Origin of the sequence: Flavobacterium sp. (genome assembly GCF_039930565.1) — a bacterium.
Classification (GTDB): domain Bacteria; phylum Bacteroidota; class Bacteroidia; order Flavobacteriales; family Flavobacteriaceae; genus Flavobacterium.
On sequence record NZ_JBDTTP010000007.1, the window covers coordinates 1 to 25,058 of the forward strand.

General features: G+C 33.3%; 15 protein-coding genes. All 15 read right to left on the reverse strand.

The features are described from left to right. Nucleotides 1–706: beta-L-arabinofuranosidase domain-containing protein (locus ABI657_RS03380; RefSeq protein WP_348095828.1), on the reverse strand; the 706-nt coding region annotated here is incomplete at its 3' end. 70 nt (nt 707–776) lie between these two features. Continuing rightward, nucleotides 777–2,540, reverse strand: coding sequence for a glycoside hydrolase family 43 protein (locus ABI657_RS03385; RefSeq protein WP_348095829.1), 1,764 nt, complete (start codon nt 2,538–2,540; stop codon nt 777–779). 128 nt (nt 2,541–2,668) lie between these two features. Next, entirely contained in the window at nt 2,669–4,033 is a 1,365-nt protein-coding gene (locus tag ABI657_RS03390) for a glycoside hydrolase family 43 protein (RefSeq protein ID WP_348095830.1), read from the reverse strand. 1 nt (nt 4,034) lies between these two features. Then, nucleotides 4,035–5,969 (reverse strand): glycoside hydrolase family 97 catalytic domain-containing protein, encoded by a 1,935-nt coding sequence (locus tag ABI657_RS03395; protein WP_348095831.1) that lies wholly within the window; start codon nt 5,967–5,969, stop codon nt 4,035–4,037. A gap of 7 nt (nt 5,970–5,976) precedes the next feature. Further along, a complete protein-coding gene (locus ABI657_RS03400) occupies nt 5,977–7,317 on the reverse strand; it encodes a glycoside hydrolase family 43 protein (RefSeq protein WP_348095832.1) in 1,341 nt (446 codons plus the stop codon). A 306-nt stretch (nt 7,318–7,623) separates the two neighbouring features. Further along, nucleotides 7,624–9,570, reverse strand: a complete 1,947-nt coding sequence (locus ABI657_RS03405; protein WP_348095833.1) for a RagB/SusD family nutrient uptake outer membrane protein — start codon at nt 9,568–9,570, stop codon at nt 7,624–7,626. Nucleotides 9,571–9,582: 12 nt separating this feature from the next. Next, nucleotides 9,583–12,684 (reverse strand): TonB-dependent receptor, encoded by a 3,102-nt coding sequence (locus tag ABI657_RS03410; RefSeq protein WP_348095834.1) that lies wholly within the window; start codon nt 12,682–12,684, stop codon nt 9,583–9,585. An 828-nt stretch (nt 12,685–13,512) separates the two neighbouring features. Continuing rightward, nucleotides 13,513–14,169, reverse strand: a complete 657-nt coding sequence (gene fsa, locus ABI657_RS03415; RefSeq protein WP_348095835.1) for a fructose-6-phosphate aldolase — start codon at nt 14,167–14,169, stop codon at nt 13,513–13,515. A 162-nt stretch (nt 14,170–14,331) separates the two neighbouring features. Then, the gene (gene xylA, locus ABI657_RS03420) at nt 14,332–15,657 is read right to left on the reverse strand and encodes a xylose isomerase (RefSeq protein WP_348095836.1); all 1,326 of its coding nucleotides are present in this window, start codon (nt 15,655–15,657) and stop codon (nt 14,332–14,334) included. Nucleotides 15,658–15,664: 7 nt separating this feature from the next. Then, nucleotides 15,665–17,149, reverse strand: a complete 1,485-nt coding sequence (locus tag ABI657_RS03425; protein ID WP_348095837.1) for an FGGY family carbohydrate kinase — start codon at nt 17,147–17,149, stop codon at nt 15,665–15,667. Between the two features lie 3 nt (nt 17,150–17,152). After that, on the reverse strand, nt 17,153–18,163 hold the full coding sequence (locus ABI657_RS03430; RefSeq protein WP_348095838.1) for a GntR family transcriptional regulator: 1,011 nt from the start codon (nt 18,161–18,163) through the stop codon (nt 17,153–17,155). A gap of 177 nt (nt 18,164–18,340) precedes the next feature. Beyond that, nucleotides 18,341–19,375, reverse strand: a complete 1,035-nt coding sequence (locus ABI657_RS03435) for a glycoside hydrolase family 43 protein (RefSeq protein WP_348095839.1) — start codon at nt 19,373–19,375, stop codon at nt 18,341–18,343. Nucleotides 19,376–19,403: 28 nt separating this feature from the next. Next, nucleotides 19,404–20,837: an MFS transporter gene (locus ABI657_RS03440; RefSeq protein WP_348095840.1), complete on the reverse strand. Its 1,434-nt coding sequence runs from the start codon at nt 20,835–20,837 to the stop codon at nt 19,404–19,406. Nucleotides 20,838–21,042: 205 nt separating this feature from the next. After that, the gene (locus ABI657_RS03445) at nt 21,043–22,152 is read right to left on the reverse strand and encodes an endo-1,4-beta-xylanase (protein WP_348095841.1); all 1,110 of its coding nucleotides are present in this window, start codon (nt 22,150–22,152) and stop codon (nt 21,043–21,045) included. Between the two features lie 22 nt (nt 22,153–22,174). Beyond that, on the reverse strand, nt 22,175–25,045 hold the full coding sequence (locus tag ABI657_RS03450; protein WP_348095842.1) for a glycosyl hydrolase 115 family protein: 2,871 nt from the start codon (nt 25,043–25,045) through the stop codon (nt 22,175–22,177). Between the last annotated feature and the right edge of the window lie 13 nt (nt 25,046–25,058).

The following is a 25,058-nucleotide window of genomic DNA, read 5'->3' on the forward strand; positions in this document are numbered from 1 at the left end:
CAGCTTCAAGGTATTTTTTATCTTTTGTAATGATATACAAATCGGCAAAAGTTTCATTAATTCCGCCGTGTTCGGTATCCAAAATTTTCTGAATTTGCTCATTAGAAAGCGGTTTTATCAATTCAATAAACCAATCACCTAATCCTATTAAAACTTTTTTAGATTGTTCATTATCTGTAATTTCATAAGCATCACGTAAACCAGCAAAAAGTTTATGAATATTGTAAATGGGTACCCAGGTATTATTTAATCCGAAAGTGCTTCCATCAATATCTCCATTGTGAATACGCTCCCAAAAAACTTTTCCATTAGGAATACCCCCAACATAGCCGTTGCCATTTTTCGCCTGACAAAGAGCCAGTTCATTTACCATATAATCCAGACGTGTTTTTAGTTCGGTATTTCCCGTACTGGCATACATCATGGCTAAAGCAGACAAATAATGGCCTCCTATATGTCCGTCTAATCCTGAACTTTCCCAATTGCCATATCGTTCAGCTTTCAGTGGTAATCCGGCATCAATCAAATAAGGAGCGAGCAATTTATCTGGATTAAGTTCTAAAATGTATTTTAAATCCACATCCTGAGCATTTTTAAACATTCCGTCAGTTAGCTTGACTTCCTGCAATTTGAATGGCTGCATTTGAGCAAATGAGGATTGAATACAGATAAGTATCAATATATATTTTAAACTTTTGAACTTCATAATTCAGTTTTTTAATAGTTAATCTTAAGGCAGCGATTCGTAACATAATCACATTGTTGAAGTTACTCTATCAAGGCTTTGCATCATTATTTTCAGTAGCATACAAACCTAATAAACAGCCTGTAAAACCACCTGCAACATCAGTTGATAAAATGTCTCCGGAAACCGTTCCTCCTACATTTACAAACTCAGTTCCATTAACAGAATAACCAAATGTATAATCATCTCCATTAGCTTTCATTTGAAGCTGAACAGGCTTTTTAATATCTATTTTAGCACTTGCTACAATTGTAGAGTTTATTGGTGCATCTCTTTTTGTTTTCTGGTTTTTTTGAAGTACAACATAATAGTCCTTATCCTTCATTGTAATACCAAAAACATAATTAGAACCTTCGTTTTGCAGGGCTACAACTCCAGCTAAATCTTTATCTGATTTTGGTTTGTAATCAACAGTTGTTGTCAATAAAAAATTATTGTGCTGTTGACGATAAAACAATGTTGATGTCGGTTTTAAATCTTTTATATTGGTATCAAATGGATTAATTTGCAATCCTTTTTTGGTAATGGCAGTAAATTTTTCACGCGGGCCTCTTAGACCAATCCAACGATAATCTAATTTGTTTGATGTGAAATTATCATTGAAAGTGAAATTTCCATTAGGAAAAAATCCTTCCTTACCTGTTTTATTTTGAGTTACACCTTGTGGCATTTTTAGTTTTGGTTCTAAAGGAATTAAACCATTTTCAAATACTGGAAACTCCCCTGACCAGTCAACTGGCAGTATGAAAGTTTCACGACCTGTATTTACCCTGTTTTTTTCATTAGGCCTAACTGCTAAGAAAACACCATAATATTTATCACCAGGTCCTTTAATCAAATCGGCATGACCTGCCCAGTCTACTTTGTTTTTGCGATCTTTACCAAAATATCTTTGTGTTAAAATTGGATTACTTGGTGCAGGAATAAATGGCCCTTTCGGACTGTCACTTTTAAAAATAACTTCACTATGCCATCCTCCGGTTCCACCTTCGGCACACATCAAGAAATATTTACCGTCTTTTTTATAAAGATGTGGGGCTTCAATCCAAATTGGTTTTTGAGCAGGATCAACTCCTCCATCAACTATAATTTTATCTGAACCGGCAATTACCTTATCATTTTCAACATCATATTCCCACATTTTAATAACACGATGTCCGCTGTAACGTTCCTTCCCTTTATCCGGAGCATCATTATGTACGATATAACCTTTACCATTATCATCAAAGAAAATCGAAGGATCAATACCTCCAAAATCAAGCTTTATTGGGTTTCCCCAACCTTTTTTTGGATCTTTTGTTTTAACGATAATATTTCCAAGACCTCCTGAAAATGCTGTTACAATCATATAGAATGTATCATTATGGGGGTTGTAAGTAATACCCGGAGCATAAACTCCTTGGCTAATACCCGTGTCATGCGGATTGAATTGTGTAACATCATTTAATACACCTCCCAGATCAGTCCAGTTTACTAAATCTTTCGAATGAAAAACCGGAACTCCCGGAAACATCGCAAAAGAGGAACAAACCATATAATAATCATCCCCTTTTTTTGTAATGGCAGGATCAGGATAACATCCCTGTAAAATTGGAGTATAAAACTCATCTGATTTTAATGGATTATCTATATATACCTGATCTTTACCTTCATAAATAAAGTTAGAAAATAATGGCTGGTTTTTCTTCTGCTTGTTTTGACTGTTGGATTCAGTAAAGGAAAATAAAACGATACTCAATAATAACAGTAGCTGTGTGTTTTTCATTACGCTAAATTTTAATTCTTTATTTTTCATTAATTTTTTCTTTTTTCTATTATGTATTTTATACTTCTCATTAGTAAGTATTTATTCTTGTTTAATTTTAATTTTAATTCTAAAATTAAACTTTTAAAAACAACCGATTGTTTTTTTTGAAAAATTTATTACTTTGAGAATTTCCAGTAATCAAAATACATGATATCCTTTTTGGTTTTTCCTTTGAAAACGAAATATACATCATGAATACCGGATACCTTTTTTATATCAATTGTTTGTAGTACCCATCTGTCATCTCCACCTGTCATAGGAATATTTACTGTTCCGATTAAATCCCCGTGTTTACTGTCTAATCTTATTTCCATGGAAACATTACCATTATGGACGGTGCCCATTCGTGCTGAAAATTTTGAAGCTCCTTCTTTACGAAAATCTACTTCTTTTACTTTGGTGAAAGCATCATTGTATTTTGCCGTGATAAAATTACCTACAACATTATTTTTCATTGATTTTACACCTTCAGACCACGCTATTGTTTCTGCTTCCGTCTTAATATAAGGATTTAATGGATTTAAGCTCTTTTTGATACCATCTGTCATGTTCATCTGTATGATAGAACCATCTTTATTAAACTTAGCCTCTTCTACACAAACCGAACGGGTAAAACCACTGCCTCCCGGTAAAGCACCGCTGTGATAGAAAAAATAACTTTTCCCTTTAAAATCAATTATCCCGGGATGATTTGTAAAGGAACTTCCTTGCGTAGGCATTACAACTCCCTGATATTTCCAGGGACCAGTTGGGTTATTACTCGTTGAATATCCTATATGCTCTGATATTGGACCCGCTGCAAAAAATAAATAATAAAGATTATTACGTTTGTACATCCACGGTCCTTCTTCGTAAGTAGTAGGTCTTTTAGGATTCTCTTCGCCTTTGCGCTTGCCAAAAGATTCCTCTGTATTAGGAAATTGCTTAATTTCACCTTCAATAGAAATCATATCTTCATTCAGCTTAACATAATAACAAACCGGATTACCCCAAAATAAATACGCTTGTCCATCATCATCAATAAAAACGGTTGGATCGATATCTGCATTACTATTAGAAACCAGAGGTTTATCTAAAGGATCTATAAATGGACCATATGGGCTGTCCGCTACAGCGACGCCTATTGCCCCTTTTCCTTCTTTTGTCGTTATGGGCACATACATGTAAAATTTTCCATTTCGTTCTATACATTGAGGTGCCCACGCATTCATTTTTGCCCAACTGAACTCTTTATAAGACAGCACTGCTCCATGATCTGTCCAATTGACCATATCGTCTGTTGTATATAACCGCCAGTCATTCATGGTAAACCATGTCGAATCATCTTCATCATGGCTGGTGTATAAATATACTTTGCCATTATATACCATTGGAGCCGGGTCAGCTGTATAATTGGTCTGTATAATAGGATTTTGCGCTCCTGCAACAGAGTAATTCAAGATGATTATAAGTATTGCTATTATTTTACAGCTCTGTTTCATTTTAATTTGTTATTACAAATCCGCCATTAGGTTGTATTGTTATTGACAATTCACCGTTTTTAGGAATTTTTATACTGCTTGTGTAAGTTTGTTTATCATCTTTATCATTGTAGATTTTACAATTTTTACCTGAAAGCATTGGCAGGCTAAGTTTTAATTTTTTCGCTGTCTTTTCTGCATTGATTCCTGCTATATTCCACTTTTCTGCTTGTCTTCTGGCTATTACGCTGTATTTTCCGGGATAACCATCAATAAAAACTGTTTCATCCCACGTGGTTGGAATTTTTTTCATAAAGTCCAATTCAAAGGCTGGGACATCTTTAAGATTGTTTGGCGTTAAAGCAAACATTTGAACAGGGTTTTGAAATAAAACTGCCGTAGCCAATTGAAAAGCGTCAGTTGTTAAGCGCTCTTGTCCTTTTACATTTCCTTTATTCAGGAATTTATTTAGTAAAACACCACCAAATTCCATACTGCCTACCGCATTTCGAATAAAAGGGTGTAATGAAGCAAAATAAGCTTCTTTTTCACGAACATCCTGAGAAAAAATTAGCATCTCTGACGCTATTACTGCTTCACTTCCTACATAGTTCGGGTACATTTTTTCCCAACCTCTTGGAACTGTCGCACCATGAAAAATAATCATCAAGCCATAATCATTAGCATCAGAAAGAATATCCTCATATAATCGCATAGTTTCCTGTTTATCGCCTCCAAAGAAATCAACCTTAAGTCCTTTGACTCCTGCATCTTTAAGCCATTTCATTTCGGTTTTTCGGGCTATTGCTGTGTTCATTTTGTTAAGCGGCGTCATGAAGGCATCATTTGCAGAGCCATTAGAATTGTACCACAAGAACACATCAACATTTTTTGATTTGGCATATTTAATGAGTTCTTTCATTTTTTCATACCCAATTCTTTCATCCCACCATGCATCAATCAAAATATATTCATAATTCATTTCAGCTGCCAAATCAATATATTTAACCTGATCTTCGTAATTCATACTGTTGTCCTGCCAAACTATCCAGCTCCAGGTAGCACGACCCATTTTATAATCCTGTGATGCGCTGTAAAGTGCCTTTACAACATCAAAAGGAATAGTGGTCTCAACAATAGGTTTTAATGTTTCACCAACAGTAATTGTTCTCCATGGAGTAACTCCCGGCAGACTTATTTGTGCTCCAGAACTTCCAAAACCATTATTTTGTTCAGGATTTGGATATTCAACAGTAAATAAACCATCTTTATAAGCGCTTAAATGTGAAGCAGTATACAAACTGCTTACTCCTGTTTCTGACAACAAAACCCATGCTTTATTTCCCAAATGGAAAAGTCCCGGAAATACATAACCGTTCGAAGATGTATTTTTATCTAATGGGGCATCAGCTTCGTAACCACTTTCATAACTTGGTGCAGTACGTGCGAAACCAGTCATTGATTTCATCATTGGAGAAAGAAATGTAGTAGTTGATGACGGGAATTTAAATCCTGTTTTTTCTTCTGAAATTACACAGACTTTAGTGTCTCCCCAAGCCGGTAATTCATATCTAAAAGCAATGTTATTATTACTTACCTGAAATAAAACAGCTATTTTTTGATCTTTGGAATTTGTAAATAAGCACTTTAAAATATTTGCTTTATAGTTTACCTCTGATTGTTTGATTTTATTCTGCTTATATGATTCATCAACATTGGATACAGTTGAATTTATAAAATTCATATTGGTGTTAAAATCCCCTGCATTGGTAATGAACCCTAATGGAGAATCCTCTACTATTATTCCATCCTTGTAATTAACGGAATACATCATTTTTCCACTTTTCAGCACTACATTTACTTTTAGATCGCCATTAGGACTGGAAACCGACATCGTATTTTGAGAATGAACTGCAGAAAAAACAATCAGGCAGTATAAAACAATTAATTTTTTCATTTTTTTCTTATTTAATAAATTTCCATGCATTGAAATTAAACAATTCCCCTTGTCCTCCTTTGAAAACAAAAAACAAATCATGCACACCTTTTACTTTTTTTACTTTGCTGGTAAAAGTTTTCCAGCTTGTGGCTCCACCCGTATTCTCTATTTGACAAGTAGTAATAATTTCTCCGTCTGGCTTATCTAAATGTATCTCTATAATCCCTGTATTTAATGATGCTGTAATAAGGTTTATTTTTTTAGGAGATTTTGTAAAATCAACTCCTCTTATCTGAATAAAATCGCCATTATGAATTTGAGTAACATACACGCCTGATACATCACTATCTGTCTTAACTCCTTTACTCCAAGCCATTGTCTCGGCTTCAATTCGTGAGAAAGGATTTAATGTTTCTATTTGCTCAGGTCCGTCTTTTGTAAAATAAGGATGGTTTTGAATAGTCCCGTCTTCATTATAAATAATTCTGTCAGCGTCTACAGAACGTCTTTCATAAAATGTAGAAGTTTCGCTTTTAATCAAATCGTAAGTATGTCCAAAACAATATGATTTTCCTTTAAAATCTATGATACCGGGATGGTTACCTCTGGTTTTATCACTTGCATCAACAATCATTCCTTTATATTCCCACGGACCTAAAGGAGAATTACTCATAGAATAACCAATTCCTTCGGGACAACAGGTTGAAGCATAAGACAAATAATAATGATTATTTTTTTTCCAAACCCATGGTCCTTCCTGATAATTTTTAGGCTTGGTAGCTTCTTTTACAATTTCACCAGAATAAGATATCATATCTGCATTGAGTTTCACGTAATATAAATCCGGATTTCCCCAATACAAATAGGCCTGACCGTCATCATCAATAAATGGACTAGGATCTATATCATTCCAGACATGATCAGAATTAATCAGTTTTTTACCAATTGGATCCTTAAACGGACCATACGGACTGTCTGATACTAAAACTCCTATACCTCCGCCATGCATTGGACAATATAAGTAAAATTTACCATCACGTTCAATACACTGTACAGCCCAGGCACCATTGTCCTGCTTCGCCCATTTAAAATCTTTTAAGGAAGCTACTATTCCATGTTCTGTCCAGTTGATCATATCAGTAGATGTGTAGAGAAGCCAATTCAGCATTTTAAAACCTTTTGCATCATCTTCATCATGTGAAGTATAAAGAAATATAGTATCATTATGCACCATTGGTGCAGGATCTGCAGTATATTTTGTTTGGATTATCGGTTGTTGGGCTTTAACCGTTGAAATATTCAGAAGAAATATTAACCCTAAAGTTAATAGCATCTTAACATTATGATGTTTTGAAAATTTATTCATAGTAATTATAATAAATTAATAATATGTTACCACTTAATTATTATTATAAATCCTGGAGCTAAAACTTATCCAAGAGATTTATAACCTAACATTGTAATTATTATTGCTATTGATTCATACTTATTTACAATAAACATAAATCTAAAATAATGAAAAAGCCGAAAGGGATTAAACTTCCGGCTTTTAATTTAAACTAACACTAATACCAGTTAAAAACTAATTATGTAAATAAACTAAGTATTAACTTTTTAAAAATTCAACTCAAAATTTTAATATTAAATTGTGGGGCAATTATATCTATAAATTTTAAAGATATCCTGGATTCTGATATGCAGCTTTTTCAGCAGCAGTCATTTCCATACCATCTAACTGACCTTGAGGGATCGGACGCAAATAATGATGAGGATCTATTGTTCTGGTAACAACTACTGGAGTATGATCTCCAACATTTGGTCCACCAATTGTATATTTACCCGCAAGCTCATTCCATTTTTGTGTTCTTACTAAATCATACCAACGGTAACCTTCTCCATAGTATTCACGGGAACGTTCTGCCAAAATATAATTAATATCAATTATTGCAGGAGTTGAGCTTACCAACAAAGCACTATTGTCTGCAGTTTTTGCTACTCTTCCATTATTGTCCCAACGCCATTTTCCTGCACGGGCGCGAATTACATTGATAAGATCTCTGGCAGTCATGCTACCTGTTGCTCCTTTTACTGCTGCTTCTGCCGCAACAAAGTAAAATTCAGAGAATTTAGCAATTGGAAATGGTCTTGTGCTACCAGCATTAGGCTGTCCTAATCCTCCACCATTATCAGTACGATATGGACCTAATTTCCAGAATCCTGGATAGGTTCTTCTACTTATTCCTAATGGAGAAATTACATAATCAGCTCTGCCCGGTAAAACTCCTGCACCAATATTGCTTGCAGATGTTGCAGAATAAGTAATTGCTGTTCCTGGTTCATCATTCAGGAAAGTTAAAATGGCTTCACCTGGTTTTACCGGTAAATCATTAGCATTATTAAGCGTTGCTACATTCGTTAATCCTGTTCCTGCCAGATTCCAGTTTCCACGGTATACTGTAGAAAATGTTCCGTCATATCTTGAATCATTTGTTTTATCTGCAAATGTATTGGTAAAAACTTCAATAGTAGGTGCCATTCTTACCCAAGGGCGACCTAAGAATTGGTCAGCTGCACGCTGTACACTAGAAACTGCTTTTCCATCTGCCGGATTTATACTTCTAATAGAGGTGTAATCCCATGTTGACATCCATCCTGCAAAATGATCTGGTGAACCTCCGCTACCGTTTGTAAGACTTCCTCCATTATAATATTCACTTGCCTGAGTATGGTCTGCATACAGCATCATTTCTTGATTACGGTCATTAGATCCTAAGTTTACATCGTAATAGTATGGCAATAATCCATATGATCCAGGATTATTAATACCATCTAAAGACAAATTATAAGCCTGCTGAAAATACCATTGCGCATTATGCCCGTCAGGATCTGTTCTTGGTGTATCAGGATAGGTTGGAACATTATTTGGGTTTTCTAACCACCATCCGTAAGTAAGGTAGGCTTTAGCCAATATTAAACGTGCTAAAGTCTTTGTTGCTGTTCCTGTAAACCTTGGAGCAGCAGGTAATTCATTTATAGACGCTATAAGATCAGGAAAAATAGTTTTCGTGTAAACTTCGGTTACAGTATTTCTCTTAGAAGTTCTGGAAGGTTTAAGATTAAATTTTAACTCGCCCTGTCCTAAATCTAAAGGAACACCTCCAAACGTCTGCACTAATAAAAAATAATCAAAAGCTCTAAAAAATTTAGACTCAGCAATTACACTACTTGCTACACCAACGGCTGGACCATTTTCAATAATTCCATTTGCAGTATTGATATCACTAAATGAATTATTCCACAATACATCTGCTCTGCTTGAATTAGGATTAATCACCCCAACACCCGATAAATCATGGTCTTTAAAATTTCCGTCTGCCTGTTGTGCATAAGTGTGTTCATCTGTACCTGTCTGAGTAGCATTGTAAAAATATGCCTGCCCATATATCCATCTCAAATGTGCATAGTGCGAGGTAATTCCCTGAATTATACCCTGTTGGGTTTTAAAATATTCTGGTTCGTAGAAATCATGCGGTTTTTCTTCTAAAATATCAGAGCAGCCTGTAAAGGAGAACAAAACTACTGATCCTATAATTAATTTTTTAAAAATATATCTTTTCATAGTTCTTCTTGATTAAAATGTTAAATTAAGTCCTAATAAATAATTTCGGGTTGTAGGTGTATTGGTTCCAATAACCAAAAATCTACGTTGGTAAGAAGCTACAGCCTGGTTTTCATCTCCAAATGAATTTGTTTCAGGATCCATTCCTGACATTTTATGGTAAGGAGAGAAAAATACAAAAGGATTTTGTGCAGTAAAATAAAGTCTTAATTTTTCAATTCCTAAATTTCTCATAAACTCCTGATCTAATGTATAACCTAACGTTATTGCTCTAATTTTAACATAAGAAGCATCAAAATAACTCATTGTTGACATGTATTTTGGGTTATCACCACTTCTTAGACCGTATGGGTTAGGATATTCAGCATCTCTGTTATCAGGTGTCCAGTAATCTACATCTACATTACTTCTTCTACCATTAAGAAGGTTAAGGTAACTAGCTCCTCCATATAAAGTACTTACTAATACACCTCCGCTTTTAAATGCTCCAACTGCAGAGAAATCAAAACCTTTATAACTTAAATTAGTATTAAAACCTCCCTGAAAATCCGGATCAGTTTCAATTATCTGTCTGTCACTTGCATTAATGGCACGAGTTGGCGAACCATCCGGATTGTAAGTTCCATTATATTTAACCTGGATAGATCCTACAACAGTTCCTGCATCATTAATTCCATATTTCTGGTTAGGCTCCAATATTGACATATATGGATCTCCCTCTTTCCAAAGACCAACTTTCTCATAATCATAAATCGAATTGATATTATAACCAACAAACCAAGAGTTAGACTCATCCCTTGAAGCTCCTGATGCCAATTTAACTAATTTATTCTCATTTGCATATAAGTTAAAACCTACTGACCAGTTTAAACCATTTGGATTATCAAGAATTACTCCGTTTAGAGATATTTCGTAACCTTTATTTTCACTTTCTCCAACATTCGCTACATAACTTCCAACACCAGATGTTACCGGAAGATTTACCCTTTGTAAAAGATCTTTTGTATTCGTTTTGTAATATTCAATTGTACCGGACAAACGGTTATTAAAGAATCCAAAATCCAATCCATAATTCCAGGTTGTAGAATACTCCCATCCTAAATTATCATTAGTCAATTCTGTAACATATACTCCTGTTGCATTTGTAGCTCCAAAATTATAAGGTCTGGTACTCAAAGATCCTAAAGTAGAATATGGATTTACAGCCTGATTAGAAGTTTCACCATAACCAGCACGTAATTTTAATAGATTTACCCATGAAAGTTTCTTCACAAAAGATTCATTAGAAACTGTCCAACCTGCAGAAACTGCCGGATAAGTGACCCATCTCTTATCTTTAGATAATCTTGATGAACCGTCCGAACGAACTGTTCCTGAAATAAAGTATTTATTATCGTAGGAATACATTGCTCTTGCCATGTAGGAACTTAACCCCCATTGTGTGTAATCCTGATCTCCAGGAGGTATAATTATTGGCTCTTCACTCTGACCTAAGTTGTAAAACTGAAATGCATCAGAAGTAATTCCTCTTCTTGTTATTCTGGAAGTATTACCCGTGTATTGCTCATTCGAATACAGTCCAACAAAGTTTATAGTATGCTTATCCGCAAAAGTCTTATCATATGATACTAAATTCTCGATAAGCCATTGAGTTGACATCTCATTTCTTATTGCTGCTTCTGATAATGTAGTCGCATTTACATCAAATACTCCTTGTCCTTCATAATATCCGCTGTTAGCTACACGAAAATTTAATCCGGTATTCATTCTGTATTTTAATCCATCTACTCCAGGAATTTTAACTTCAGCAAAAATATTATTATAAGAACTAAAAGCTTTATTTAAGTTAACATAAGATTCTCCCAGATTGTTAATAGTTTCTCTATTATACACCCAGTTTTCATCGAGTGGCATCCTAACAGTTCTCTTCAAAGACCCATCTGCATTATATGGATTAGCTAAAGGAGAAGTTCCCAATACAGTACCTGTACCTATGTTATCTCCATTTGTAATTGCATAATTACTATTTGTATTGAATCCAAGACGAAGTGCTTTTCCTATCTGTTGGTCTAAACCTGCTCTAAGTGTGAAACGCTCAAAATTTTGACCAGGCAATACCGCCTCTTCTTTATAATAACCCAAACCTGCATTGTAAGCTCCACCTTCAGTTCCTCCTGTAACACTTAGATCATGACTAATCATTTCACCAGCTCCGTAAAGCCCGTCCTGCCAATTAGTATTTGTACTTCTTGATTCATCCAATCCATCAGTAGCATATAAACGAGCAGCGGTACGAAGCGCACCGAACTTAGCACCATCCATCATATCATATTGACTAAAAACTTGTTTAATACCACTAAACCCATTGTAATTAAATGTAGCCTTTTGGTTTTTACGTCCTTTGTTACTTGTAATTAATATAACTCCATTCGCACCACGTGAACCATAAATAGCAGTTGCAGAAGCATCTTTCAAAATATCAACAGATTTGATATCAACTGGATTAATATCTCCAATTTGACCAGCAAAAGGAACACCATCAAGAACAATCAAAGGATCATTGCTTCCTGTAAGAGATCTTGTACCACGGATACGAATCTGCATAGCTGCTCCAGGTTTTGAAGAAGTTTGTAATAATTCAACACCCGCTAATCTTCCTTGTAATGCTTGTGTTACGTTGGCAGACTGCACTTCGTTCAGTTCTCTACCACCGATTGAAGCTACCGATCCGGTTACAGCTTCCTTACGCTGAACACCATAACCAATAACAACAACTTCTTTTAAGGAATTGGAATTTTCTTCTAAAACTACATCGATTTTAGATTTTCCCTGAACGCTTACTTCTTTAGTATTTAATCCTAAAAAACTGTATACCAAAACAGCATTAGCAGGGACATTCGTAATAGTATAGTTACCATCAAAACCTGTTGCAGCACCATTTTTAGTTCCCTTTACGATAACATTGGCACCAGGTATTGGACCATTGGCATCAGATACAGTTCCCGAAACTGTTGATTGTGCATTAGCATTCACAGAAAACATAAACATCAGGATTAGAAACCCCAGACATTTAAAGAATTGTGATTTACTTTTAGTTTTAAAAAAGTTAGTCATAAAAAATGATTTTAATTAATATTTAGTTAGTTAGTCAATAAGTGTATTTGTCACAAATGTAAAAAAAACTACGTAATGAACAATCGGTTGCGTTGTTTTTTTTTATGAATTACAAAAAAAATACTAATAATAATAACACTATATTGTTTTATAATTTAAAATAAATGCGATTAATTTAAAATTTAGCTTAATACACTTTAAAAAAATAAATAAAATAGTGCCATTAAGAGTATTTTAAGAAAATAAAATAAAAAATCAATTTCAGAAGAGAATCCGATTAAAAGAACTTATTAAAAATAAATTTGAAATATAAATAATGTTAAAAACTGCTTATAACATGAATTATATCATTAAATATGGATAATACAGGCTGCTTTTTTAGAAATCATTTATAAAAGAATATTATTAAATATCAAACAATCGGTTGTTCTAAAGTTTATAAAATTTTAAAATTTCATTACTTTTATGAAAGAAATTTACGAATAAAATAAAGTTAAAAATTTATATTTTACCAAAAATGAAGACATTTTCAGATCCACTTTTAATTAGGCAATGCAGTTATAAATAAATAAAAAATAAAAATTGATTAATTGTAAATGAGTATATAATCGATATTTGAATAAAAAGATTATCATATGAGTATTGTTGCAATCAATAAGAATAATACTTTTATTTATATTTATAAAGAGTATAAAATATAAAAAAAGTTAAAGACATAATTAAGCCACTTCCGATATTCTAACAATAAATACAAGCAAAAAAAAAAACAGCCGCAAGGGTTTCCTGCAACTGTATTAATTATTCAAATATAATTTAAACAACTTTAAATTATAAATTCATCTTTTTGGCATCTTCAACAAATTGTTTTAATCCAATATCAGTCAAAGGATGTTTTAATAACCCTTTTATAGAAGACAAAGGTCCGGTCATTACATCTGACCCTACTTTTGCACAGTTAACAACATGCATAGTATGTCTAATTGAAGCTGAAAGAATTTGGGTTGGAAAAGCATAATTATCATATATCTCTCTGATTTCAGAAATAAGATGCATTCCATCAGTCGAGATATCATCTAACCTGCCTAAAAATGGTGAAACATAAGTCGCACCAGCCTTTGCTGCAAGCAATGCCTGTCCAGCAGAGAAAACCAAAGTAACATTTGTTCTAACTCCTTTATCCGAAAAATATTTGCATGCTTTAATACCATCAGCGATCATTGGTAATTTAACTACTATCTGGCTATGTAAAGCAGCTAATTCCTCACCTTCTCTTATCATTCCATCAAAATCGGTAGAGATAACTTCAGCTGAAACATCACCATCAACGATATTGCAGATATCAAGATAATGTTTTAAAATATTGTCTTTTCCGGAAATTCCTTCTTTAGCCATTAAAGATGGATTTGTAGTAACGCCATCTAAAACTCCTAATGCCTGGGCTTCCTTAATATCTTCTAAATTTGCAGTGTCTATAAAAAATTTCATTTGTTTTAATTTTAATTAACTTAGTTGTTAATAGGGTTAATAGTTTTAAAAATTATAGAAAACAGAAGAAGTTAAAGTTGACTAATATAATTGATCATAAGTTATTATGGAATTAGAATAATCAACTTTAACTTCTTACTATCATAGATCTATAAAATTTACCTATATATATTGATTGATGATATTTTCAAACAATTCTTGTTTACCACTTTGTAAAGATAGTTCACCATTTTGGTTAGCAAGGTCATAAAGATCTTTAAGGTTTAACTTTCCATCAGCGAAATCTTTACCTTTTCCAGAATCAAAAGAACTATATCTTTCTTTTCTTAATTTTTCGTAAGGTGATGAAGTGATGATTTTATCTGCAGTCAATAAAGCTCTTGCAAAAGTATCAGCACCACCAATGTGAGCAAGGAAAACATCTTCCATGTCAGTTGAATTTCTTCTAATTTTTGCATCAAAATTAACTCCACCACCTTGTAATCCACCTGCTTTTAAGAAAACAAGCATTGCTTCTGTAGTTTCCTGAATATTGTTTGGAAATTGATCTGTATCCCAACCATTTTGATAATCACCTCTGTTTGCATCGATACTTCCTAACATTCCTGCTTTTGCAGCTACTTCAATTTCATGTTGAAAAGTGTGCTGTGCCAAAGTTGCGTGGTTAACCTCAATATTAATTTTGAAATCTTTATCCAAACCGTATTCTTTTAAGAATCCAATTGCCGTTGCAGAATCAAAATCGTATTGATGTTTTGATGGTTCCATTGGTTTTGGTTCAATAAAGAAAGTTCCTTTAAAACCCTGAGATCTTGCATAATCTCTTGACATTGTTAAGAATTGAGCCATATGGTCTAATTCTCTTCCCATATCTGTATTCAAAAGAGACATATAACCTTCTCTTCCTCCCCAGAATACATAGTTTTCTCCATCTAAAGCTATAGTTGCATCCAAAGCTAATTTTACCTGTCCACCTGCTCTTGCTACTACATTAAAATCTGGATTAGTAGCAGCACCGTTCATAAATCTTGGATTCGAAAAACAGTTTGAAGTTCCCCAAAGCAATTTTATTCCGGATTCGGCTTTTTTCTGTTTTAAATATTCAGTAATTGCCGATAAACGTCTTTCAGACTCAGCAAAAGTTGGTCCTTCAGCTACTAAATCATAATCATGAAAACAGAAATAATCAAATCCCATTTTACTTATAAATTCAAAAGCAGCATCAGCTTTATCTTTAGCAGCCTGAACCGCATCTGAAGATTGATCCCAGGCAAAATTTTGTGTTCCCGGTCCAAACGGGTCACTTCCCTGTCCACAGAAAGTATGCCAGTAAGCAATAGCAAATCTAAAATGCTCACGCATTGTTTTACCAGCAACAACTTGTTCTGGATTGTAATATTTAAATGCTAAAGGATTATCAGATTCTTTTCCTTCAAATTTAATTTCGCCAATACCTTTAAAGTATTCTTTATTTCCTAAAACTATCATTTGTTTTTTATTTATTTGTTAATATTAGTTCTAACTCTTGTTTCCATTTTTGATACGCCTTTTCATAAGGCTCTTTATTTTTCAGCGGTAAAAAGGTCATTACGTGATCGTTGGTCGTAATACTGGAACCAAATTTATTGTAATCACCATCTCTTAAACCTACTGCTCTTGCAGCACCTACTGCTCCGGTTGTATTGTAAATTTCTATTTCATGCCCAATTAACGTAGCAACTGTATTAGAGAAAATTTCTGAGCGGAATAAATTATCATTTCCAGCTCTGATCACGTTTATAGTCGCATTATCATCCTTTAAACATTCCATTCCATATACAAATGAGAAAGCGATTCCTTCTAAAGATGCCCTGAATAAATGGGAACTGTTATGAATATTTAAGTTGATGTTTAAAAAGTGAGTTCCGATATTTTTATTATTGAACATTCGCTCAGCTCCGTTTCCGAATGGAATTACAACCACTCCATCAGAACCGATAGCAATTTTTGAAGCTTTTCTGTTCATTGTTTCATAGGTTTCATCACCCATGTTATTGCGTAACCAACGGTATTGAATTCCTGCTCCGTTTATGTTTAACAACTTACCAATTCTCGGATTTTTTTCTTCGTAATTAACATGTACAAAGTTATTTACCCTATTGGTTTTATTCCCTGAAGGTATTCCGCTTACCGCATAAAATACTCCAGAAGTTCCACCAGTAGCAGCCACTTCACCCGGATTTAAAACATTTAATGATAATGCATTATTAGGCTGGTCTCCTGCTCTGTAAACTACTGGAATACCAACTGGAAGTCCCGATTCTTTTGAAGCTTTCTCAGTTAAAACTCCCTGAGATGTAAAATTTTCTACAATTGTAGGTGTTAATGACTGATCAATTCCATAATAATCCAATAACCAGTTGGCTACTTTATTTTCTTTATAATCCCAAAGCATTCCTTCAGACAAACCGTTTTTAGTTGTTGTGACATCTCCGGTAAGTTTGTAGGCGATATAATCACCCGGAAGCATGTATTTATAGATTTTGCTATAAATTTCAGGCTCATTTTCTTTTACCCATTTAAGCTTTGAAGCAGTAAAATTTCCCGGAGAATTCAATAAATGCTCAGAACATTTTTCTTGTCCAATTTCGGCATAAGCTTTATTTCCAATCTCTACCGCTCTACTATCACACCAAATAATAGAATTTCGTAATGGCTCACAATTTTTATCAACAATAACCAGTCCGTGCATTTGATAGGAAATACCAACGCCCGTAATTTTTGACGGATCAATATTTGCCTCACGAATGGCTCTTTTAGTGACTGTACAAATGTGCTTCCACCAAATTTCGGGATCTTGCTCTGCCCAGTCGGAATGAAGTGAAACGATTTCCATTTCATTTTGCGGTTCATTCAGAACAATTATTTTTTTGCCTGTTTCGGCTTCTACCAAGGCTGCCTTGACAGATGAACTTCCAATATCATATCCTATATAATACATAATTTATAATGATTCTCTTAATATTAATTTTGTTGGTACATAACACTGAACAACCTCATCATGCGTAATAAATGCCGCAGCTTTTGTTCCTAATTCCTTAAAGTCAGTAGAAACTACTGATATTCCTTTATAAATAAATTTTTTCATTGGTGTTTCATTGTAAGACAAAAAACCAACATCCTTTCCAGGCTCAAAATCCTTTTCTTTACATTGTTCTAAAAAATGACCTAAAACCCTGTCACTAATACTTATATAAGCAATCCCACTTTCTATGTTGAACTTTTTTGGATCTGTAATAATTTCATATTTTAACTTAAAATCAATACAGAATTTTTTAAAAAACTCTAATGTCTCTTTCGGATGATTTGTATAATCAGGATAAATAAAATGAACACTTTTATACTTTTTAAACAAATCAACAGCCTCTTTCAGGGATTCATAAAATCCATTTCCGAAATCCTGAAAAATATAATTATTTTCTTTTTTAGAATGTATATTCCAATCAATCAAAAGCAATTTTTCATTTGAAATAGATGATAAAATTGAAGAAACTTCCTTATTATCAAAATTCATTACTACATATTTATAATACTTTCCAACACTATTATTAATTATTGTTTTGAAGACATCAATGTTATAATGATGGAACTGTACATCTGTGATAACATTATCCGCTAAATTATTCACAAATGAATGATATAAAACTTCTTTATATGCCTTAAAAGTATCCAATACCAAAAGCACTTTTCTGGTTTCCCCAGAAACATAATATCCTTTATTAGGAACAGAATCAATTGTTTTTTGGTCTTTTAATATTGAATATGCTTTAAAAACTGTATCTCTTGAAAGCTGATTGTTTTTACAAATACTATTAACAGATGGAAGTAAATCTCCTTTTTGCAAAATATTCTCTGCAATAGCATTATTTATTCCATTAACTAATTGTTGATATTTAGGAATGTCACTATCATGATTAATAACAAATACAAATTTTTCCTGTTCAGCGTTTTGCATACTATTCCGTTCTGTTCTGGTATGCTAAAGTAGTGGATCTCAATTTATAAAAAAAATATATTTTAGTTAAATTTGTTATTTTTTTTCTCAGAAAAAAAGGGACTAATCTAAGATTAGCCCCTGTGTATTGATTTCTACAGAATTAAATTTAAAAGATGTTTTACAGTACTTTAAATCTTAATCTACTAATCTTCTTATTCCGTAAGGATCAATTGTAATTATTTTGCCATCCTCCAAATAATCAATTTTAGTTACTTTCATACTTCTTAAATGAGTTATACCCTTAGAAAGACTTGAATCGTGATAAAATAAATACCATTCATCTTCGAATTTACAAATAGAGTGATGCGATGTCCATCCGATAACAGGATTTAAAATTCGACCCTGATAGGTAAAAGGACCATACGGAGTATCACCAATTGCATAACAAATATAATGTGTGTCACCGGTAGAATACGAAAAATAATATTTATCATTGTATTTATGAACCCAAGAAGCTTCAAAAAATCGACGGTCATTATCACCAGCCTTTAAAACTTCCCCATTCTCATCAAAAATTATAATCTGTTTTGGTTCTTCGATAAATTCCAACATATCATCAGTCAGCATAGCAACTAATGGTCCTAACGCAGGTTCATTATCTGATGGCTCTTCATTGTTTTCATTGTACTTATTGTCCCTGTATTTTTGAAGCTGGCCACCCCAAATTCCTCCAAAATACATATAATATTTTCCGTCTTCGTCTTCAAAAACAGCCGGATCAATACTATAACTTCCGTTAATAGCCTTTGGCTCAGCTTTGAAAGGACCAACAGGAGAATCACTAACAGCAACACCAATCTGAAAAATTCCATCAGCTTTTTTAGCAGGAAAATACAAGTAATATTTTCCGGCTTTGCATGCAGCATCTGGAGCCCACATTTGTTTCTCAGCCCAGGCGACATCATTTACGTGAAGGGCAACACCATTATCTACCGCTTTTGATGTAATGCCATCCATTGAAAAAACATGATAATCTTCCATTCCAAAATGATCGCCGTTATCATTGAAAGGAATCCCTGCATCAATATCATGCGAAGGATAAATATAAATTTTACCGTTGAATACATGAGCCGAAGGATCAGCTGTGTACATATGAGAAACCAAAGGTTGTGAAATCGCTAATTTATTAATTTCTTCAAAATTAATTTGTTCAATACTATCTTCAGGCATAGTGATATCTTTATGTTTTAAATTATAATTAAGCTCTTCTTTCTTTAAGGTCAGCTTCTATCTGTACTTCCATTTTTTTATTGATCTTATAGAAAAACAATAACGCAACACCTATTAAAAATGGAATGGAAGGAAAAATGCTGACCAATAATTTTATTCCGTTAATTGCCGTTTCTGTTTGAGATAATGAGTTTGGAACATAATGAAAATATCCCAAAAATAAAGTTGTTAATGCTCCCCCAATACTCAAACCAGCTTTTAAACCAACCATCATTGCAGAAAATATAATGGCTGTTGCGCGTCTGTTGTTTAACCATTCTGAGTAGTCAGCAACGTCAGCAATCATAGCCCAAAGAATTGGAATCGTTATTCCATAGAAGAATCCATGTAAAATCTGGGAGAAAAATATTAAACTAATAGAAGCTGGCGGGAAAAAATAAAACGCCATAACAAACAAAGTAGAAATGAATAAAAACAATCCAAATACATTTCTTTTTCCATATTTATCAGCCAGACTTTTCGACAAAGTAATTCCCACAATCATAAAAATAATACCACCTGCATTGAATAATCCAAATCCTGCCGAAACAGGATCTGTTCCAAAATGATTTAAACCTATGTTTGATAATACATCCAGAATGGGCTGTATAAATAGAGCGAGCTGCTCTTTATTTACATAATTCTCAAAATAATAAACATACGATCCGCCCTTCATCGCTAAAGTAATAAATACTAAAGTAGTCAGGCACAGCATTATAATCCATGGCTTATTTTTCATTAAATCTCCCAAATCTTCCCTTACACTTGATTTTTGTTCAGGCTTTGGAATAATACGTTCTTTTGTAGTTAAAAAAGTAATTAATAACATTACAGTACCAACAATAGCTAAAACTGTCATTACCTTTTCTATCCCAATTGCCTTATCTCCATTTCCTGCACTTTTAATAATGCCCAGCATAAAAACCTGAACAAAAAATTGTGCAAACATAACAGCAACAAAACGATAAGAAGACATACTGTTTCTTTCTTTCATATCACCTGTAATAACTCCACTTAAAGCTGAATAAGGCAAGTTGTTACTGGCGTAAAAAAGCAATAATAGGGTGTACGTTACTACGGCATAAATAACTTTTCCATGATAGGAAAAGTCAGGAGTTGAGAAAGCCAATAAAGCCACAGCACCTAAAGGTATCGCCGTCGCTAAAATCCAAGGTCTGAATTTTCCCCATTTTGTACTGGTCCTGTCTGCTAAAACTCCAATTATAGGATTAAAAACAAAAGCAGCAATCAAACCTACAACTAACATAATTATAGAAGAATCGGTAGGAGATAATCCATAAATATCAGTGTAAAAATAGGCTAAATATGTCATTAATGTTTGAAAAACCAAGTTGGCTGCGAGGTCGCCCAGACTATATCCTATTTTTTCCTTAATAGATAATTTTTGAGAAATTAAATTCATTATTTATGTTTTATTTGGTTAGTTGTGGTTAGTCAAAATTAAAATCATTTGCTTTTGTAATAAAATCTTGCTAATAATAGCCAATTTGGGGCGCAAGATAAATAATATTTTAATAAAACAATCGGTTGTGTGAAAATTAAATATAGTAATTTAAATTTTACCGACAGACCTCTATTATTTTGACAGATTCCCCAAAATCAAAATTCTATTTTTTAGGTTGTTTTAATTCCAATACGCTATTATATGCTTTTTTAGAAATTAGTTGAGTATCAAACAATAAAGGATAATTTGTTCTGCCTTTTATTGGCCATCCATTTAACCAGGACTGACCGTCATAAACACCCCAAAATGTTACTCTGCTAATTTTATCTTTATGTTTTAAGAATAGTTTAAAAATAGAAGCATAACGATCGGCTAATTTATTTTGAATTGAATCAGGCAGTGCTTTCGGATAAGGATTCATTTTTGCACTTCCTTCAAAATTTTGATTTACATCTGCTCCTTTTAAATCCCATGGGTTTGGTAAAACCGTAATATCTAATTCAGTAAAAGCAACTTTAACTCCAAGTGCTGAATACTCCAAAATACTTTTTTCAATTTCTTCTAATGAAGGGCTTTCTAAACGCCAGTGTGCCTGAATACCAACTCCGTCAATTTTTCCTCCACCAGCTTTGATTTTTTTTATCAAATTAATGTTTCCTGCCCTTTTAGCCGGTTCTTCATTATTGTAATCATTGTAATATAAGTCTACTTTTGGATCGGCAGCGGCAGCCAATTTAAAAGCATCAATAAGATAGCTTTCTCCAAGTGTGTTTAAAAAAACTGATTTTCTTAACGTACCATCCTCATTTAAAGCTTCGTTAACAACATCCCAGGAATCAATTCTACCTTTATATTTAGAAACAATCGTAGTGATATGATCTTTCATAAAAGCTTTCATTTCTGTACTGTCTTTAATTTTTTGCATCCATGGAGCCAATTGGCTGTGCCAGATTAAAGTATGCCCATGAATAAACATTTTATTTTTTTCTCCATATGCAACAAATTTTTCCGTTAAAGCAAAATCATATTTGTCTTTTTGCGGGTGTACAAACATTGATTTCATTATATTTTCTGCGGTAATGGCATTAAATTCTTTACGAATTAACGAATCAACTTTTGCATCTTTTTCTTCAATTTGATCAGCGCTTAAAGCGGTACCTATATAAAAATCGTTCTTATAGGCGTTTTTTAACGAGGTTACCTCTTTTTTTGAAGTACAATTTACAAACAGCAATGATGTTATTGCCAGTAAATAAGGTTTGATAAATTTCATAATGTTGTTTTTGGTTAAATAGTTATTTCTTTTCAAAACTTTGTGGAGGACCTAAATATGATTTTAAAATTTCTCCTGATTCTGTTTCAATTACAATTTTTTGAAGCACCAGTGCTGGATCCATCCCATATATTTTTAAAATATGTTTTCCTGAATTTTCGATGCTATGTAAAGATGTAATTACTTTTATGTTATCAGCAACAGAGGTATTCCAGCTTCTTTCTGTACTATCCTGATTAAGATTCATGATTTGAGGTCTTTCAGTGTCAAAACCAATTCCGTATTTCAAACCATTTCCGTTTTTAAAGTTAATCGTTGGTGAAAAAAATGCATATACTTTTACATCTCCTTTAGTAAAGAAATGAATATCATATTCTAATATTGGGGAATTTTCAGAAATTGCCAGAGTTGAGAAATTAGAAGGCTTTAAAGTCACTCCTGATTCAGTTTTACCAATATTAGGAATGGTTGTCCATTTTATATCTGAATTAGTTGCTCTTGAATAGTTATGTGCATTTATTGACACAAAACCTTTATTTTCAACAAAACCTTTAATTTGCCCTGAATCAACATTTTTCGTATTTATAATTACCGTAAAGTTTTGATTATTTGCTGTGATTGTAAATTGGTCTTTAACATCACCTTTTGGGACTTTTTTCCAATCAATACTTACTAATATCCTTTCTTCCTGATTGATTTTTCCCTTAGATTTTGAAAACTTGATCCAATTAGCCTTAGAGCTTATTTTAAAATCAAAAGATTTTGTTCCCCTATTAAATAAATCAAAGTAATTAGTGTTGTTTTCCAAAGAGCTAAAAGTAGGTAACACAATTTCTGTAGTGCTATTTGGCCAACCTTTTTCAGAACCTTCTATCGCAATTCCAGCCTCTGATGTATTCGGTAACTCAATAATTTTTGTTTTCGGAATTACATTCTTTTTTGGTTCCTGCCAGGATGTGTAACCAATGTGAACTTGAGACATCATATGATTCCATTTTCCATTTGCCAGTTTGGTATGATAATAATCAGTTAACAGGCTATCTTTTGTAAACAATTCTTTAACTTGCTTTGCATATGAATTGGCAGAAGCGCGACCCTGACTTGCATATAATTGATTTTTTGCTGTCGCAACATATAATTCATTTATGTTGGTGCTCGCTAAAACAGGAAACAACACCAACTGATAAAAAGCATCTTTATATTCTGGTTTTAATTTATTATTAATAGAATTCGCTTTATCAGCTAGTTTTTTATAATCGTCAATTACATTTTCTGCTTCATTATAATTTGTCAGGCTATACGTTTTCTCATTTAGCAATTCAGGTTTTCTGCGTGCATTGTATTTGGCGTATAATTTCAAAATTTCAGCAATATCTTCTGGATTTTGATTCCCAAAATTATCTTTTGCCCATTGCACATAATACTGATCTATATTGTTAGCATTGAAAGCTTCAGGATTCCACGCCATATCCAGAAAAAACTCCATTGGAAATTCCATTGGCTTAATATCACCTACATTCACTATCCAAATTTTATCAACTCCATGTTGATAAGCCAAGTCCATTTGCTCCCAGGTGCGTTCAATTTGATTTGTATTAATCCATTTATAATTTCTTGGCCCGCCCACATAATCAAAATGGTAGTAAATTCCGTAGCCCCCTTTTCGTGGTTTTGCGTCCAGTTCCGGCAACTTTCTGATATTTCCCCAATTGTCATCACATAACAAAAGTGTAATGTCGTCTGGCACACGCATTCCCTTATCATAATAATCCTGAACTTCTTTATAAAGTGCCCACATTTGAGGTGTTTCTTCAATTGGTTTTTTGGTTACCTCTTTAATAATATCCCTTTGCGTTTTTACAATATTTTCCAGCAGACCAATAGCAGTTCCTTGTGTCATTGGTTCATCGCCGTCACCCCGCATTCCAACAGTTACAATAGATTCCTTATTTCCCATTCTTTTCATTCCTTCTTTCCAAAATGAAATCAGGGTTTCAGAATTACTGCTGAAATCCCATTTTCCTTTTCCGAATTTAGCCCATTCTGCATGCGCTCTTGCTAACGGTTCATGATGTGATGTTCCCATTACAATTCCGTATTCATCTGCTAAAACAGCATTTTCAGGATCATTCACATAAAACATTCTTCCCCACATTGATGGCCACAAATAATTGCCTTTCATTCTTAATATCAATTCAAAAACCTTGTCATAAAATTTAGAATTGAAGCCGCCATACGTATCAAATGCCCATCCAGATAATGCCGGAGCCTCATCATTTATAAAGATTCCACGGTATTTTACTTTTGGTTCCCCTTTTGTATGAATTCCTTGTAAAACATGTAATTCGGATTGTTTTTTCACCGGAACATCTGACCAAAAATAGAATGGGGAAACACCTATTTGATTTGACAAATCATACATTCCATAAATAGTCCCTCTTTTATCAGAACCTGCAATTACCAATGCTTTTTTAATGCCGGCTGAAGGATTGTCTATAATTTGAGTTGTAAACTTTTCCCATTTTCCTTTAAGCTGGCTTGCATCTATTTTTCCTTCGAGAATCAATCGATCTATAATTTCGCTTTTACCAATTGTTCCAATAATAACGACATAATCCGTTGCCTCAGTTAATTTATTAAATTGTTTTGGATGCAAACTGGTAACTTTAAAAATATCATTTTCCAGATGTTCCATCACTCTTAAAACTCCTGCAAAATCATTTTTACTTACTAAAATTGAAGCAGTTTTTCCTTTTGATGATAATGGAAAACTTCCTGGAAAAGCCTTATCCATAACATATTTATCGCCATTTACAGCATGAGATTTTATGCTGATTCCAACAAGAAAAAGCATTAATATTATTGATAGTGAAGGAAATTTTAGGCAGTTCATTTTAATTGTTTTT